Genomic DNA, 14,075 nt, shown 5'->3' with positions numbered 1-14,075 from the left:
CAGCCCGAATCGCGCCTGTCCCCGCTGTCCCCGCCGCCTCTGATCCATTGCCTGTGAAGGAGATGCACCGATGACCACGCCGATCCGTCCCCAGGACCGCCTGACGATCCCCGAACTGTGTGCCGAACTGCGCATCTCGAAATCGACCTTTTACGAGTGGCGCACCAAGGGCATCGCGCCGCCGTGCATCAAGCTCCCGAACGGGCAGATCCGCGTCCGACGCCACGAACTGGAGCGCTGGCTCGACAGCCTGGAGGAGGCCGCCTGATGGAAACGACGTTTGATGTGCGGATCTCCGAAGAGCTACAGGTCAACAAGCTTGCCAAGGGCAAGAAGAGTTACACCGTTCGTTGGAGGGTTGCGAAGGAGCCGTTCAGCCTGACGCGCTCGAACAAGACTCTCGCCAAGAACGAGCGGTCCAAGCTGGTCAGCGCGGTCGGCCGCGGCGAGGCGTTCTACACCGACACCGGGCGGCCGATCTCCGAAGCCCGTGCGCTGAACAAGGTGACGTTCTACGACTTCGCCTGTGAGTACGTGGACATGAAGTGGCCGCGAGCGGCGGCGAACAGCCGTCGCAGCATCGCCGACGCCCTGGTAGCTGTCACCCCCGTGATGCTGAAGGGGCGCAAGACAGGTGCAGACGCCAAGGCACTACGGAAGGCGCTACACAGGTGGGCGTTCAACAGTGCTCAGCGCGAATCGGCTCCCGACGACGTACGGGCACTCCTGAAGTGGGCCGCTGCAAGTAGCAAACCGCTCGCAGATCTTGCCAAGCCCGACACCATCCGCGCCGTTCTGGACGCGGTCGGAAGCAAGCTGGACGGCAAGGCCGCATCGGTCACCTACACGGCCCGCCGGAGAGCTGTGCTGTGGAATCTGTGCGAGTTCGCCGTTGAGAAGAAGCACCTCGCGGTGAACCCGATCACGACCATCAAGTGGGCACGACCGAAGGTCCACAACGCCGACGTTGTGGACCCGGCGACGGTGCCGAATCCACAGCAGGCCAAAGCGCTGCTGACGGCTGTGGGTGAGCTACCAGGCAGTGGGCCACGGATGGTGGCGTTCTTCGCCTCTATGTACTACTCGGCACTGCGTCCCGGGGAGGCGGTTGACCTGACCAAGTCCAACCTGCACATCCCGGACGAGGGACGCGGGAAGCTGTACCTCACGGGGTCGAATCCGTTCGCGGGCAGCGCCTGGACCGACAGTGGAGAGAACCGCGACCAGCGAGGACTGAAGCACCGCGAGGAGGGCGCCGGCCGGTGGGCTCCATGCCCACCAGAGCTGACCGAGATCCTTCACGACCACCTCAACCGATTCGGCACGACCAAGGAAGGGTTGATGTTCTGGGGTCAGCGAGGCGGAACCCTGCCGGGCAAGACGTACCAGGCGATGTGGAAGGCCGCACGGGCCGCAGCCTTCGGTGAGGAAGTGGCCCGAACCTCACGACTCGCAGAACGCCCGTACGACCTTCGACACGCCGCGGTGTCCACCTGGTTGGCCAGCGGGGTTGATCCGCAGCGCGTCGCCGACTGGGCGGGGCACTCGCTCGAAGTCCTGATGCGGGTCTACGCGAAGTGCCTAGACGGTGAGGAGGACCAGGCGATGGACCGGATCGAGGCGAAGCTTCGGGGCGAGTAGTTCCCTAGTCCCTGACCTGCAAAGGCGGCTGTGGCGCTCCCGCCTGGCCGAGCGGTAGATCGCTGAGCGTGGGCTCGACCGGTTCCACGCCCTGAGTGACCGGTCGCGCCCGCTCGTTTGTTCTCGTTAGGGCACGGGAAGGGCACGCCCTGTCCACGAAATTCAAAGTTGCCGCGGAACGGTCCGTACCGGTCCACCCGACACCTGTCGCCAACCCTGAGCGTGAACCCGACTCAGCTCACTCCTGGTCGTCCACCCCGATCCACACCGTTTGTTAGGAAATCCGATTAGCAGACCGGCTTGTCCCGCTAGCATGGTCGGCGTGAGTGGATGGGCCTTGGCCGTGTCGTTTCTAGCCCTCGTCGTTTCGCTAGCTGCCGCCTGGTTCGCCTACGAACAGAAGGAAGCCGCAAGGGCAACCCTGAAGGTCGAGAGCGACCGCCTGACCGACGAGCGCACACCGTCATTCACGGCCGCGGTTGTCAGCCACGACGGCGGTGAGACCCAGTGGTACCGACTCACGCTAACTCTTGACACCCCGTGGGCACTGACGAAGGTACATGTGAAACTGCCGGAAAATCACGGGATCTCGTTTACGTCGAGCCAGAAGGGCGTTGAGCCCGACGCTTCGCCGCCGATCCTGTCGGCCGACGGCGGGCCATTGACCGCGGGCCGCGAACTGACCTGGCGGATTGCGCTGGACGAGCAATGGTCACGCAAGGCACTACTTCAGGTCCTATGCTCCGACCGCGATGGGCGGCATTGGACGGTGGCCGTTCCGCTGACGCTCCCTTCGCAGCCGTTCGCGATCTGGGAGTGATCGCCAAAGCCAGGCCCGGGTCGGTGAACGGCAGGAGGCCGCATGCGCACGCCCGCGCCGAAGGCGCGCCTTGATCCATAAGAGGCAAATTCGGCCGACTCCGCGCCCGCCGTGGGGCCGGTCAGCCTATACATGGTGCCGCCTGAGTTCATGCACGAGGCACGGCGGGAGAGAGCAGGACACGCAGCTATGCCGAAATGACGTTCTGCATGGCAGGATTCGTCTGTGTCCGAATCGGTGTCGCTGGGTCGCAGGCGTAGGAGCCGTGAAGTACAAGAGACTCTGCCGGCAGTTAGTCGGCCGCGATGAGGTGGTTTGGCCGTGGGAGGCGTCGCGACGAGCAGGAACCTATGAAGCTGGCTGCGACGATTGAGCCTTCGCCCGTCGAGGGGGAGGTCGGAGACTATTTGGCCGACAGTCCTATCGAGGATGCCGAACAGGACCGGTTTGGGCGGCGCGCTTGGGCGGGACGTGTGGCGGAGACGATTGCGGCGCAGCGGGATGCGTCGAGCCTGGTCGTGGGGATCTACGGGCCATGGGGTGACGGAAAGACGAGCGTACTGAACCTCATCCACGACACGCTCAAGAAGACAGCGGGAGTCATACCCGTCAGGTTCAACCCATGGCGGCTCGGCGACGAGACCGAGATGTTCCAGGGATTCTTCGCGACACTCGCGGACGCGCTTGACGAGCAGATGGCGTCAACCGCGGAGCGCCTGGGGCAGACGCTTCGTGACTACGGCGGGCTGCTCGTCGCGGTACCCGTTGTCGGAGACGTGCTGAAGGAGGGGGCTGGCGCGGCTGCCGCGAAACTGTCAGAGACAAGCCTGGCCAAGCAGCGAAAGAAGATAGAGGATCTGCTCGCGAAGCACGGGCAGCGCGTCGTCATCCTCATCGACGACATCGACCGGCTCGACAAGAGCGAGATTCAGGCAATGTTCCGGCTGGTGAAGATTGCAGCAGACTTCAAGCACACGGCGTACGTGCTCGCGTTCGACCACCGCGTTGTTGCGAGCGCGCTCGCGGAGCGGTACGCCGCCGAGCCGACGCACGGCGCGAGCTTCATGGATAAGATCATTCAGTTGCCGCTGCACCTGCCGCCGGCACCGCCGGATGTGCTGCGCCGCCTTGCTCTAGAGACGGTCGACAGGGCGCTCGCTCAGGCTGAGATCGACCTCCCGAAGGAGGCCGCCGCCGCATTTGTCTCGGCTTTCGATCGCACCATTGGCCCCCGACTCACGACTCCGCGGGCGGCCAAGCGGTACGGGAACGCGCTGCTCTTTAGTTTGCCGATGATCGGCGGTGAGGTGCATCCCGTTGACCTGATGCTGGTCGAGGCGATGCGTGTCTGCTATCCACCGCTGTACGAGTGGGTCCGGTCGCACCCCCAAGAGGTCCTCGGCCCCTACTCCGGCAGCGGCGGTCACGACCAGCCGGCGCTCGCTGCCCTCCGCAACGCCGTTGACGCCGCGACGGAGGGGTTGTCCGCGGATGACACGGCCCGCGCCCGTACGCTGCTGACGACACTGCTGCCGCGCACGGAGAGCGCGTGGGACAACAAGCAGTGGGGTAGTGACTGGGAAGATTCGTGGGCGCGAGAGAAGCGGATTGCGTCCAAGTTGTACTTCCGGCGGTACTTCACGTACGCGGTCCCGCCAGGTGACGTGCCCGACGCCGACCTGGACACGCTGCTCGCAGAACTCGATAGCGGAGAGCCAGACATGGACCGGGTTGTGTCGATTGCCTTGGCGATCCTCGACACGGGCGGGGCAGACACGGTGATCCCGAAGCTTGCGGCCCGCGTTCCCAGCCTAGGGTCGAATGCAGCAGCGCGCCTTGCGATGGTCGTCACGGGCCTCAGCGATCGGTTTTCCGATGCGTCCGGTTTCCTTGCCCTGTCGCCCCTTGAGCGGGCGGCGGTCCTGGTCCGCGACCTGCTCGGCCAGGTGGTCGTTGACGAGCGCGGTGACCTCGCGGCGTCGCTAATGCGCGACGCGCAACACCTACCGTTCGCGGTTGAACTGATTCGCTGGCTGCGGCCGCAGGATGATCGTCAAGACCGTGCGGTCCTTACCATGGAGGCTTGCGATGCCGCCGGGCGAGTCCTGGCCGACCGGCTCCTTGAAGTCTGGTGCGCTGGTGACCCGTTTACGCGACTTGCGAGGAAGGCGTCGGCATCGCTGCACGTGTCTGCCATCTACGGCGACGGTGACGCGTTGCGCGAGTGCCTGCGCCGCCGCATCGACGCCGACATCGCTTTCGCCTTTGTCCTGATGCGCTCGTTCCTCGGCCAATCATGGTCACTGGAAACGGGCGTTCCGCTCGTTCCTGAGATGAGCCGAGAGGGTTATGAGGCCCTCCGCGAGTACGTCGACCCAGATTGGCTCTTCTCCCGCCTTCAGCAGAGCTTTGGCGACGGAATCGGCGAGGGCGAAGAGCACTCACAGCGGAGCGTTGACGAGGAGTTGCGGATCGCCGACCAATACGCTCGCTTCCACCGCGCCGACGTCGATAACGCAGATGCTGAGGCCGAGGAAAGCGGCTGACCCGCTGTAGTGCCTGGCACATTGGCGTTCTCCGACGTCCCGCACATCGGCTGCGTGCGTTGGCCGGCGTGCCAGGTGGTCGCCCAGGCTTCTAGCCTGTCGTGCATCAGTTGGCGGACATGTGTCGCAGATCTGCTGGCGGATCACACCGCGCCCGCCGTGTGGAATGGTGAGCACGTAGAGGAGATGACCAAAGTGAGCGACCCGAATCCGGCGGTGGATCAGTCCGGGGAGATCGCGGCAGAGTCCGAGTTCGCCCAGAACACCTTCCAGAGCATGTTCGACCTCTTCTGGAATCCAGAGATCGAGCGCCGTGGCGGTCATGAGGTAACTGGGCCGCTGCGCAAGGCGCTCGCGATCATGAGAACCGACCAACCCGTAGAAATCCTGCTGAACGAGGAGGCCGATCTAGTCCTCAGTGCCGAAGCCACCGGACCGATCGAGCGCGGTGATCCGATCTACCCGGACGACATCGGCGATGTGTCGGATCTCAGGCCGCTCCGGATTGACGAAGAAGCGGGCTGGGTGGCCTTTGCTGTGCTCCCGAACGGTCAAGGCATGCTCGCGTTCGACTTCCGTCGAAATCGCGGTCGAGGTCGGAGGCTCTTGGGACTCGCCCGGGAGTACCTTGAGGTTGCCCAAGGCGCTTGCGCCGCCGGTCACGAGCGGCCAGCAGTCGAAGCTGCGCACGCCTGCGCCGAGTTGATCGTCACCGCGATGATGTATCTGACCGACGAGGCACCAGTCAACGGCGGGCGTTCGCCTCACGGCAAGCGGAAGCACTGGCTGAACGTTCACACCCATCTAGGCAACGCGCCGGTTCGTTTCCACGAAACGCTCGTCCGACTGGGCGAGTTGCGCCCTTCGGCTCGCTACGGCGAGGAGAAGCGCCAGCCCGCCAGCGGTGAGGTTGGCAAGCTCATTGACGTGCTGCGAGAGATGATCGAGCACGCCGCCGTGCGGGTCGGCGAACCGCTCCCGGAGATCGTTGATCTCGACTAGTCCGAGATCTGGCGCGGAAGGGGGTAGACGATCGTCGGCGCGACGACGATGCGTGCCCGGCGAGTTGAGGTCTGCGGTTGGCTGCGGGTCGGCCGGTCGTGCGTAAGTTCCGTGAGTCCCCGACCTCCGAGTCCGGGCCGGCCCGTTGGCGGCCGGACAATCGAGCGGCCAGGGGACGGGATCACCGCCCGCGCTGAGCCACGTTCGCGAGCGTGTTTCAGGCGACTGTGCAAAATACGTGCAGACGTGCGAGTTGCGGCAGCTGCGCGACCTCGCGTTTGCGCAGGTCAGGGCCGCACTTGGGGTGTTCGGACGCCTTGGCCTTGAAAACCGGTATGGCGGGTGACCGTCATCGTGGGTTCGAATCCCACACCCTCCGCCTAGAAGCTCTCAAGAACATGCTCTGACCAGCGGAAACGCTCCTCTTGGCCGTATCTACCGACTGTCCGACCATGTCCGGTGCGATCCGGCTGAAACCGACTGACAATGGCCATTCGGGCCCTATACGGGCCTGCGCTGGCCGACTCCCCGCACCTCAAATCCCCCCGTATGTTCCAGCAGGTATCTGGGCACGGAGCGGCTGGAACATACGGGGGGTGGCTGGTTGCTGGGCTCCTTCCCAGGACAGCCGGGACAGGCTGTCCTGGGGGTGTCCCGGCTGATCGAGGTAAACGTGCAGGTCAGAGCGTTGCCGGGACAGCCGGGACAGGTACGGGTCGAGGGTGGTCGCCGGGACAGCCGGGACAGCCTTGGGGTGGGGGTGTCTCGGCTCGCCCCTGGCACCTGACCTGCCCTTCGACCCTGTCGTGCAGGGCTGGCAGGTCGATGACTACCTAGCCTGTGTCGACTTGTACGCCGCCGCCGGCGTTGACCTCGCGGCGGCGCCGGTGGTGGGTCTTGGGTCGGTATGCCGCCGCCAAGCAACCGACGAGGCGGCCGAAATCGTGGACACCCTTCACTCGGTTGGTGTCGGACGCCTGCACGGGTTCGGCGTCAAGATCCTTGGATTGCGCCGCTGCGGCCAGCGCCTCGCCTCCGCTGACTCGATGGCCTGGTCCATCACCGCTCGCTACCGACCACCGTTGCCCGAGTGCACGCATGTCACCTGCTCGAACTGTGCCCGGTTCGCGTTGGCCTGGCGCGACGACGTGATCGCATCCATCCCACCTCACGAGCCTTTGTCGCTATTCGACCGAGAGGCCGCCTGATGACTGCCAACCCGATCCATCCCGGCGAGGACAACGTGCGGATGCTGCATCCGTTCGCCGACGCCTGGACCGCTGATCGGCTACTCGACACCGAGTTTCCCGAACCGGCGTGGGCGATTCCCGGCATTGTGCCCGAAGGACTCTCGGTGCTCGCGGGGGCGCCGAAAGTCGGCAAGTCCTGGCTCGCCTTGTGCTGGGCGTTGTCCGTCGCCGCTGGTGGTCTGGCGCTCGGATCTCTCCAGTGCGACGCCGGCCCCGTGCTCTACCTCGCCCTGGAAGACAATCCCCGCCGAATCCAGCGGCGCATCCGCACTGTCCTCGACGGCGCACCGGCTCCCAGCGGACTACACCTGGCTACGGACTGCGCGGCGCTGGGAGCGGGTGGTAGCGACGACATCGCAGGATGGCTGGACTACTTCACCGGCGCTCGCATGGTCGTGATCGACGTGTTTGCCAAGGTGCGCGGCCAGGTCGCCGGGTCCAATGCGTACGCCGACGACTACTGCGCGACCGGCCTCGCCAAGACAATCGCCGACCGCTACCAGGTCGCAGTGGTCCTCGTGCACCACGTACGCAAGATGGGTTCCGAAGACTTCCTTGAAGAACTGTCCGGTACCAACGGCATCGCCGGGGCCGCGGACACCGTTCATGTACTCGGGCGTGAACGGTACGACGCAGACGGCACCTTGGCTACCACCGGCCGCGACGTAGAAGAAACCAAGCGCGCGCTCCACCAAGACCCCAGAACCCATGCCTGGTCTCTTCTCGACGGCCCCGCGCTCGATCACACCGTGCACGACACAAGCGCAACCATCCTGCGCTACGTCCGCGGCCACCAAGGCGCCAGCCCGAGAGAGATCGCTGACGCCACCGGCCTGGCGATCGACCTCACCCGCAAGACCTGCGCCCGGATGGAGAAGCGCGACCACCTCATCCGCGTCGGCGACGGGCGCTATGCCGCGCCGCCCGAACCCGAGACAGGAGACCTGCCATGAGGTGTCCCGGCTGTCCCGGCAACGCTCTGACCTGCGCATTTGCCCCCGATCAGCCGGGACAGCCCCGACAACTGCCTGTCCCGGCTGTCCCGACCTGCACGACGAATCAGCTTCGACCCGAGGAGACCTCCAAGTGACAACAACTCCCAGTCGCCGCCGCAATCACCTGACCGTCGCTGAGTTCTGCGAGGAGCTGGGCATTGCCCGTTCGACCTTCTATGACTGGCGAACCAAGGGCACGGGCCCGAAGTGCATCAAGCTGCCGAACAACGAACTCCGTGTACGACGCGATGAGCTGGAGCGTTGGCTCGACAGCCTGGAGGACGCCGCCTGATGGGCACGACCTTCGAGGTTCGCATTGAGCCCAAGATCCAGAAGAACCGCTTGGCAGGCAAGGACCGGTTCAGCTACACCGTCCGCTGGCGGGTTGCCGGTGAGCGTTGCAAAAAGACCTATGCGAGTCGCGCGTTGGCGGACGGGCGTCGCTCCGAACTGGTCAGCGCCGTTCGGCGGGGGGAGGCGTTCGACATCGAATCCGGGCTACCAGAGTCCGAGGCGCGCGCCAGGGACGCGATGAGCTTCTACGACTTCGCGTGCAAGTACGTCGACATGAAGTGGTCGCGGGCTGCCGCGAACACGCGCCGGAGCATCGCAGATGCCCTGATCGCGGTGGCGCCGGTGATGCTCGCCAACACCCGGTCAACCCCGGATGGCAAGCTGATGCGGAACGCATTGCACAAGTGGGGGTTCAACACCGCGCGTCGGCCGGATGCGCCGGTAGATATCGAGGATGTCCTCGCGTGGGTCCAGCGAAACAGCCTGCCAGTGTCGGCGCTCGGTAGGGCTGAGACCATCCGCGCCGTGCTCGACGCTGTCGGGAGCAAGCTGGACGGCAAGCCGGCCGCAGTGACGTACACCGCCCGGCGGCGAGCCGTGCTCTGGAACCTGTGTGAGTACGCCGTCGAACTCGGGCAGCTCGACGCGAACCCGATCCCAACGGTCAAGTGGTCGCGGCCGAAGCGGACCATCAAGCGCGTCGATCCGGCGACGGTGCCGAACCCGACTCAGGCTCGTGCATTGCTCGCCGCTGTCGCCGCACGGCCGGGCGCTGGACCGCGGATGGCGGCGTATTTCGGCAGCATGTACTACGCCGCCCTGCGGCCGGCCGAAGCGATCGAGCTGGGGCTGTCGAACCTGCGCCTGCCGAGGGAAGGCTGGGGCAAGTTGATCCTGAACGACTCCAACCCCTACGCGGGGTCGGCATGGACCGACAGTGGATCGGACTATGACCATCGTCAACTGAAGCACCGAGAGGTGGCGAAGAGCGTTCGGTGCCCTGTCCTCCCGACCTGACCGCGATGTTCCACCATCACATCACCAAGTTCGGTACGGCCCCGGACGGGCGCCTGTTCTGGGGTCGGGGCCGCGGTGTGCTGTCCGCGAAGTACTACCAGGTGATGTGGCAACAGGTTCGCGAAGACGTGCTCGGAATCGAGGCGGCCAAGTCGTCGCCGCTAGCGCAGCGGCCCTACGACCTACGTCACGCGGCCGTCTCGTCGTGGCTTGCGAGCGGGGTCGATGCGGCCCGCATCGCTGAGTGGGCTGGGCACTCTCTGGAGGTGTTGCTGCGGATCTACGCGAAGGTGATCGACGGTCAGGAAGAGCAAGCCCTGGAGCGTATCGAGGCGTTCCTGCGGTCGTAATGCTCCGTGCGCCGGACCGGTGCGCACCGACGCACGGGGGCGGCGCACGGGCTGGGGCTATAAAGCAGATGACGCCTATCGCAGGGAAAGCTTGTAGTGCCTGGGAAACGGGTGCACGCTGATCTGAGCGTGGAGCGCTCTCCATTAGAAGGGAAGGACATAACAATGGCACTGACGGTGATCCTCGGGCCATACGAGTCGGGCAGCCTTGGAACGCTCCCCCCGGGCGAGTCCCACGTTTGGGCGCTAGCCGTACTTACGGCACTGCCAGAAGGCCAGCAGCCACTTCGAGCCCTCACTGTCACGGCGGTCCCGACACCGACCGCGAGTGCGCAGGCGCTGGGGGTCACCGCGACCACCATCGTCGCTGAACCCAGCGGACAGCTCACCGTCAACTTCACCGTCACCAATACCCACGCTTTCTCCAATTGCTTCGGCTACAAGTGGTACGTGGTCATGGTTCTTCCCTAATCATTGGGAGTTAAGAATGAGGCTTTTCGTGGTTCATGACGATGCGGGCACGATCTATCAGGCGGTCAGGTGTCCTTCGGACGCGCCAGCGCCTGCACTGCAGACTGCTCCGGGCCTGCAATTCTCGGAGGTTGATCCTCCCGAAGGCTTCCGCGAGGACGCGGACCTCCGAGAGTTCGTCAACAACCATCGGGCGGAAAATATGGCACGTCCGAGGGGTTCGGTCGTGCGGCTAACGACGCCAGAAGACCAGTGACCGGACCTTCGGGGCCGCCTCGGGTGCTGCCCCGACTTCATACACGATGGCTGGCTCGGCATGCTCTCGGTCCCGTACATAGGACGCCCTCGACCCTCATCTCGCGGATGAGCGCCTCGTCGCTGTCGTGCATCGTCAACTCTTCCCTGTCATCTGCCGGTTCAGACGCTCCGAGTGTCAGCACACGTGGGCACGCGTTGCGCCCGGCACAGACGCGCGCAGCGGGGGCCTCGACCGGAGCGCGTCCCTGCATGGCCGGCTTTTGATTACCGACCGTCACCTGTCCAGAGCTGGAAAGGTTCAGCGCCGGGCGGCTGGTCGCAGCCGAGACGTCGGCGGAACCGCTACCAGGTGCCGGTGGGGCGGTCCCCGGGCTACATGATGACCCGGTGCACTACGGACTACAGCTGCGGGCCGCGGATCCTCGCGGCGATCGACGACGCGCCGGACGACTGCGCCAAGGTCGCAGAGGGCGCGCCTTCTTTGTGCTCGGGGCCTGCGCCCCTCAGGTTGAGCCACGAGGGTCTTTTCGAATCGATGCCTCGTCGGGCCGCCGCATGCAGCAGGGGTGCCTCAGGGGTGTGGGGGCCCTATGCGGGCCCGCGAGGGACGGTTGCGGCGTCGTTGTGTCCATGTTTCCGCAGGTCACAGGCGAGTTAGACCTCCTGGCATAACTCGGTCTTGAAAACCGGTATGGCGGGTGACCGTCATCGTGGGTTCGAATCCCACACCCTCCGCCGGGTCCCACTGAGAACCCTGGCGCTGACCTAGTGTCCGGCGGCGTTCGGCCAACCATGGTTGTGGGCGGTCATCCTTGCCCTCTACGTGCCCGCGAACGAGATCGTCCCAGGGCTCCAGGCCGACACTCAGGCCACCTCGTGAAGGTATTGCAACAGGTCTTTCGAAAGAGTACTTTCGATGCATGGACAAGCTTTCCCAGCGTCGGATCACGGATGCGCGGACCCTTCGGGCAGTCGCGCATCCGTTGCGGATCTCGATCGTGGAGCAGTTGACGGTGCATGGGCCGATGACCGCGACGGAGCTGGGCGACCGGCTGGACGAGTCGCCGGCCAACTGTTCCTGGCATCTGCGGAAGCTCGCGGAGTACGGCTTCGTCGAGGAGGCCGCCGGTGGTACCGGGCGGCAGCGCCCCTGGCAGATCACCCATCTCGGGATGTCCTGGGGTGACGAGGAGGACGGCCCGATCGCGCTGGATGTGCAGCTTGCCGGGCGCGCGATGACCGAAGTGGTCGTCGGCCGCGAGCTCGACCGGCTGCTCGAGAGCCAGGTCCGGGCGCCCGAGGAGCCGGCCGAGTGGCGGAAGGCGGCGACGGCGTCGCAGTCGATGGTGTGGCTGACCGCCGAGGAACTCGAGGCTGCCAACCTCGCAGTACGGGAAGTGCTGATGAAGCACTTCGACCGGCATCAGGATCCGGCGCTGCGGCCGGCCGGGTCGCGGCTGTGCGCGTTGGTGGGCTGGGGCGTCCCGACGTACGGGCTCGCCGACGAGACCCCGGCCGACGAGGCCATTCCTGCTGGGGAGGAGGGCTGATGCGCGCGATGTTCTCGTCGCCCGGGTTCCGGCGGCTTTTCGCCGGGATGGCGACGTCGATGTTCGGCGACTCGGTGATGCTGCTGGTGCTGAGCATGTGGGTCAAGAGCCTGACCGGATCCAACGCGCAGGCCGGGTTGACATTCTTCTGGATGGTGGTGCCGACCTTCATCGCGCCGCTGTTCGGGCTGTTCGTCGACCGGCTGCGGTCGAAACTCGTGCTGGCGTGGGGAAGCCTGGCGTCGGCGATCGCCGTACTGCCGCTGACCTTGGTACGCGACGCGGGCGATGTGTGGATCGTGTGGGGAGTCGCCTTCCTGTACGGCATCTCGATGATCGTGTTGCCGGCTGCGCTGAACGGGCTGCTCAAGGAGATCGTCAGTGATGAGCAACTGGTGCAGGCGAACTCGTCGCTGCAGACAGTCAAGGAGGGTTTCCGGCTTGTCGGACCGATCATCGGAGCCGGGTTGTTCGCCTGGCTCGGCGGGTGGGCGGTCGCCGTACTGGATGCCGCTACCTTCGTCGCCGCCGCGGTGGTCATCGGCTCGATGGCGTTGCAGGACAAGCGTCCTGCCCGCTCCGAGGGGAACTGGCTGACCGAGATGAGTGGTGGGGTCCGGCACTTGTGGTCCGACCGGATCCTGCGCCACACCTTGGTCGGTCTCGGCCTGATGCTGCTCGTGCTCGGCTTCAGTGAGGCTTCGATCTACGCGATCATCGACGTTTTCGAGAAGCCGGTCGAGTTCGTCAGCGTCATCGTGACGGTCCAGGGCATCGGGGCTTTGCTGGGTGGGCTGACTGCGACTTGGTGGGTACGGCGGATCGGCGAGGTGGGCGCGTTCGCAGTCGGTGCGCTGGTGCTTGCCGCCGCGCTCGGGGTGATCGCAGCGACGGAGAGCCTGCCGGTGTTGCTGTTCGACGTACCGCTCTTCGGTTACAGCATCCCGCTGGTCATCGTCGCCTTCATGACCCTGATCCAGCGCCGCACGCCACTGCGGTTGATGGGACGCGCCTCAACGGCCGTCGAGGTCGTCATGGGCACTCCGCAGGCCGCGAGTCTCGCCTTCGGCTCGGTGCTCGTCTCGCTGGTCAGCTACCACGTGATCTTCATGGTCATGGCGATCGTCGTAGCCGGCTCGGTCCTTTACCTGTGCGTGACCCTACGAGGGCAGGTACTACGCCCCGTCGCCGCCTGGCAGGAACCCTCTCCGGAGCAGGTCACGGTCGTCGGCGTCCTGGCAGAGCCACTCGAACGCACCTGACGCGTTGGGCCGGCTTCGGATCGCGTGAGATGCCGGCGGCAGGGCACACCCACTGCCTGGCTGGCGGTTCAGCTGGATCTCCTCGTTGGCGAGGCGGGGAGAGCATCCGATGAAGACGAGGGCCGTGCCTGGCACGCCCCAGGCCAGGAAGGTCGCGGTGATGCTCGCGGTCAGCGCCTGGTTCTGTGCTTCGGTGGTGACCGTCCAGATCCCGGCCATGAGGTGAGCCGACTCGTTCAGCGCGATGCCGATCAGCACATAGCCGACGATGATCAGAATCCGTCCAGCGCGATCGTGGAAGCCGTGCCGCCTCCCCGCGCGCCACAGGTAGGCACCCACCGTGACGAGGACCGCGCCCCAGACGACAGTGCTCGTGGCGTCGGCGCTGGCCGCCGGACCGCTGCCGGCGTACTGATCCGGCAGTTCCATGGTGTCGAGGACGCGGCGAACGCCCCGCACGATCGTGATCAGGCCGACGGCGATCGTCCCCGCTCCCATGCCCCAGTACAGGGTTTGGGGCTCGGTCGCCCGGCGCGAGCCATCCCCCACCATCTCGATCTACCTGCTCTCCACCAACTCACTGACCCTTCACCTGGCGGAGAAGCCACCACGGCAAGCT

14 protein-coding genes are annotated in these 14,075 nt (G+C 65.6%); 13 read left to right on the top strand and 1 reads right to left on the bottom strand.

Annotated features, from left to right (window positions below; all coding sequences use genetic code 11):
* Positions 1 to 70: 70 nt before the first annotated feature.
* From EV644_RS09115 to EV644_RS09055, 13 genes are all read left to right on the top strand, one after another.
* A complete protein-coding gene (locus tag EV644_RS09115; protein ID WP_132190157.1) occupies positions 71 to 268 on the top strand; it encodes a helix-turn-helix transcriptional regulator in 198 nt (65 codons plus the stop codon).
* Positions 268 to 1,641, top strand: a complete 1,374-nt coding sequence (locus EV644_RS09110) for a tyrosine-type recombinase/integrase (RefSeq protein WP_132190158.1) — start codon at positions 268 to 270, stop codon at positions 1,639 to 1,641. The genes EV644_RS09115 and EV644_RS09110 overlap by 1 nt, the downstream gene beginning before the upstream one ends.
* 322 nt (positions 1,642 to 1,963) lie before the next feature.
* Positions 1,964 to 2,461 (top strand): hypothetical protein, encoded by a 498-nt coding sequence (locus EV644_RS09105; protein WP_132190159.1) that lies wholly within the window; start codon positions 1,964 to 1,966, stop codon positions 2,459 to 2,461.
* Positions 2,462 to 2,811: 350 nt separating this feature from the next.
* On the top strand, positions 2,812 to 5,007 hold the full coding sequence (locus EV644_RS09100; protein WP_158292771.1) for a KAP family P-loop NTPase fold protein: 2,196 nt from the start codon (positions 2,812 to 2,814) through the stop codon (positions 5,005 to 5,007).
* Positions 5,008 to 5,193: 186 nt separating this feature from the next.
* Positions 5,194 to 6,009, top strand: coding sequence for a HEPN domain-containing protein (locus EV644_RS09095; protein WP_132190161.1), 816 nt, complete (start codon positions 5,194 to 5,196; stop codon positions 6,007 to 6,009).
* A 722-nt stretch (positions 6,010 to 6,731) separates the two neighbouring features.
* Positions 6,732 to 7,217: a deazapurine DNA modification protein DpdA family protein gene (locus EV644_RS09090; protein WP_439649156.1), complete on the top strand. Its 486-nt coding sequence runs from the start codon at positions 6,732 to 6,734 to the stop codon at positions 7,215 to 7,217.
* Entirely contained in the window at positions 7,217 to 8,212 is a 996-nt protein-coding gene (locus tag EV644_RS09085) for an AAA family ATPase (protein WP_132190163.1), read from the top strand. The genes EV644_RS09090 and EV644_RS09085 overlap by 1 nt, the downstream gene beginning before the upstream one ends.
* A 133-nt stretch (positions 8,213 to 8,345) precedes the next feature.
* Entirely contained in the window at positions 8,346 to 8,546 is a 201-nt protein-coding gene (locus tag EV644_RS46185) for a helix-turn-helix transcriptional regulator (protein ID WP_132190164.1), read from the top strand.
* Positions 8,546 to 9,565, top strand: coding sequence for a site-specific integrase (locus EV644_RS09075; protein ID WP_199239708.1), 1,020 nt, complete (start codon positions 8,546 to 8,548; stop codon positions 9,563 to 9,565). The genes EV644_RS46185 and EV644_RS09075 overlap by 1 nt, the downstream gene beginning before the upstream one ends.
* Positions 9,544 to 9,915: a site-specific integrase gene (locus EV644_RS45210; protein ID WP_199239707.1), complete on the top strand. Its 372-nt coding sequence runs from the start codon at positions 9,544 to 9,546 to the stop codon at positions 9,913 to 9,915. Before EV644_RS09075 ends, EV644_RS45210 begins: the two co-directional genes overlap by 22 nt.
* 165 nt (positions 9,916 to 10,080) lie before the next feature.
* Positions 10,081 to 10,386 carry a hypothetical protein gene (locus tag EV644_RS09070; RefSeq protein WP_132190165.1) on the top strand — a complete coding sequence of 102 codons (306 nt, stop codon included), beginning with the start codon at positions 10,081 to 10,083 and terminating at the stop codon, positions 10,384 to 10,386.
* A gap of 1,178 nt (positions 10,387 to 11,564) precedes the next feature.
* Positions 11,565 to 12,194: a winged helix-turn-helix domain-containing protein gene (locus EV644_RS09060; RefSeq protein WP_132190166.1), complete on the top strand. Its 630-nt coding sequence runs from the start codon at positions 11,565 to 11,567 to the stop codon at positions 12,192 to 12,194.
* Complete coding sequence (locus EV644_RS09055; protein ID WP_132190167.1) at positions 12,194 to 13,456, top strand: MFS transporter; 1,263 nt, start codon at positions 12,194 to 12,196, stop codon at positions 13,454 to 13,456. The genes EV644_RS09060 and EV644_RS09055 overlap by 1 nt, the downstream gene beginning before the upstream one ends.
* Here the strand turns inward: EV644_RS09055 and EV644_RS09050 are convergent.
* The gene (locus EV644_RS09050) at positions 13,370 to 14,008 is read right to left on the bottom strand and encodes a hypothetical protein (RefSeq protein WP_132190168.1); all 639 of its coding nucleotides are present in this window, start codon (positions 14,006 to 14,008) and stop codon (positions 13,370 to 13,372) included. The two genes, EV644_RS09055 and EV644_RS09050, sit on opposite strands and share 87 nt — an antisense overlap.
* Positions 14,009 to 14,075 lie beyond the last annotated feature (67 nt).

The organism is Kribbella orskensis (assembly GCF_004342085.1).
GTDB lineage: Bacteria > Actinomycetota > Actinomycetes > Propionibacteriales > Kribbellaceae > Kribbella > Kribbella orskensis.
The sequence above is the reverse complement of the archived record's forward strand: the minus strand, read 5'-3'. Positions and strand labels throughout refer to the sequence as shown.